The sequence below is a fragment of the Candidatus Zixiibacteriota bacterium genome, from assembly GCA_021159005.1.
Lineage (GTDB): Bacteria > Zixibacteria > MSB-5A5 > UBA10806 > 4484-95 > JAGGSN01.
In genome coordinates this window covers 1-1,437 of sequence record JAGGSN010000043.1, presented here as the reverse complement: position 1 = coordinate 1,437, position 1,437 = coordinate 1, and the positions used below count along the sequence as shown (strand labels likewise).

Genomic DNA, 1,437 nt, shown 5'->3' with positions numbered 1-1,437 from the left:
AGATAAAACTCCTAAAAAAGGCCACAAAACTATAAAAAGATCAGACAAGATCCTCGGGGCCTATGTCTATCACTTTTACTTTTTGCTCTTCCTGAATTCTTAGATCATCGAGGGCCTTTTCCACGTCATTAATTATGGCCATAGCATCCCTGATGTTCTTCCTGACGTAGCCGAGATCCCTGGGCTCGACTATTGTCCCTGACAGGATCTGGTGAGAAATAGAAAGAAGAGAATAGGCGTCGGCTAAAAGGTGTTGGAGTTTCTTGATGTCTTCTGGCCTCATTCTGTCACCACCTTGGCCTTTTTGATTATAATGCAGTTGTCCTTGACTTCAAGGGCGACAAAGTTGGCATCGGTAAGTCCTAGCCGCTCTGCCACTTCAAGCGGTATTGAGACCCGTGGGTATTTCCCTCGGACAAAAAGTAAGGGAACTAGATACTTGTTTTCTCCAAGCTTTTTCGTCACCCTCATTCACACCACCTCCACGGCCTTTTCAAAATATACTTCTTCATACAGCTCTTCCACTTTTTTGGCTAACTCTCCTGTCTCCATTTCGAAAATCCAAATTGCCTCGACAAATGTGTCTGCCGCAATCTCTAAAACCGTACCTTCACTTCCTGTAACCTTCCACACCTTCACCATGCCCATCACCATTATGGGGAATGCAATTAGACTATATAAACTTTCTGCCGAAAGGTTTATATAGCATAAATACACACTTAGCATTGGTGATAGCCATGGTGGGGAGGGAGAAGACAGTTGCTGACATACTAAGGGAGAACAACATCGAGTTCAAGGCATTCAGCTTCGAAGGGAGTTGCTTAGGGGAGAACTATGGAGGGTTCCCAACATACAAGGGGGACTACTCGACAGTAAGGTACGGCAGGCTGGAGAGGTTCAAGAGAGGGGCTAACGTTGTGGGAGACTGGGTTAAGGTCTACGAGTACTACTCCCCAGGGGACGCCTGGGAGCCATCATACTATAAGGCGTACTATGTTAGGAGAAGGGACTACAAAAAGGCCCTGAAACTACTCCAGGATGCTGGGTTCAAGCATGTCAAAGTTGTCAGGATCCCAGAAGTCAAGGAGGAAGAAGAGAGGCTCAGGGAGTACATCAGGAAGAGGTTAGACGAGCTAGACCTCCTCAAGCTCACAAAGATCGTCGAGATTATTGACAATGCCTGATTTCCTTTATTTTTTTGCCCTCCGCTCTTCTTACTACCTTTCTGCGTAATAGAAAAATTTGTTGTAGAACCCGGGTCTATGGACACAACCATGGACGGCCGTCCACCTAGGTCATGGACTGGTCACCGCCCTGTCCACCGTGTCCATGGACAACTTGCCCCAGGTCACCGTGCCCCGCCCGCCAGAAAGAAGGCTTATAAGGGGCTTTTCAATAGTGATTTATGGACAGGTGTCCAGGGGGTGTGTCTATGGC

General features: G+C 47.3%; 4 protein-coding genes. 1 reads left to right on the top strand and 3 read right to left on the bottom strand.

Annotated elements, in window-relative coordinates; translation table 11 throughout:
- Positions 1–40: 40 nt before the first annotated feature.
- The 3 genes from J7K40_02750 to J7K40_02740 are packed head-to-tail and all read right to left on the bottom strand — an operon-like array spanning position 41 to position 642.
- Positions 41–283 carry a hypothetical protein gene (locus J7K40_02750; GenBank protein ID MCD6161314.1) on the bottom strand — a complete coding sequence of 81 codons (243 nt, stop codon included), beginning with the start codon at positions 281–283 and terminating at the stop codon, positions 41–43.
- Complete coding sequence (locus J7K40_02745; protein ID MCD6161313.1) at positions 280–471, bottom strand: AbrB/MazE/SpoVT family DNA-binding domain-containing protein; 192 nt, start codon at positions 469–471, stop codon at positions 280–282. The genes J7K40_02750 and J7K40_02745 overlap by 4 nt, the downstream gene beginning before the upstream one ends.
- Positions 472–642 carry a hypothetical protein gene (locus J7K40_02740; protein ID MCD6161312.1) on the bottom strand — a complete coding sequence of 57 codons (171 nt, stop codon included), beginning with the start codon at positions 640–642 and terminating at the stop codon, positions 472–474.
- Positions 643–725: 83 nt separating this feature from the next.
- Here J7K40_02740 and J7K40_02735 point away from each other — a divergent pair, with 83 nt between their 5' ends.
- Entirely contained in the window at positions 726–1,184 is a 459-nt protein-coding gene (locus J7K40_02735) for a hypothetical protein (GenBank protein MCD6161311.1), read from the top strand.
- Positions 1,185–1,437: the final 253 nt, after the last annotated feature.

Excerpts from the sequence above, each read along its gene's own strand:
- J7K40_02750 (MCD6161314.1), bottom strand. The coding sequence starts at position 283 with ATGAGGCCAGAAGACATCAAGAAACTCCAACACCTTTTAGCCGACGCC.
- J7K40_02745 (MCD6161313.1), bottom strand. The coding sequence starts at position 471 with ATGAGGGTGACGAAAAAGCTTGGAGAAAACAAGTATCTAGTTCCCTTA.
- J7K40_02740 (MCD6161312.1), bottom strand. The coding sequence starts at position 642 with ATGGTGAAGGTGTGGAAGGTTACAGGAAGTGAAGGTACGGTTTTAGAG.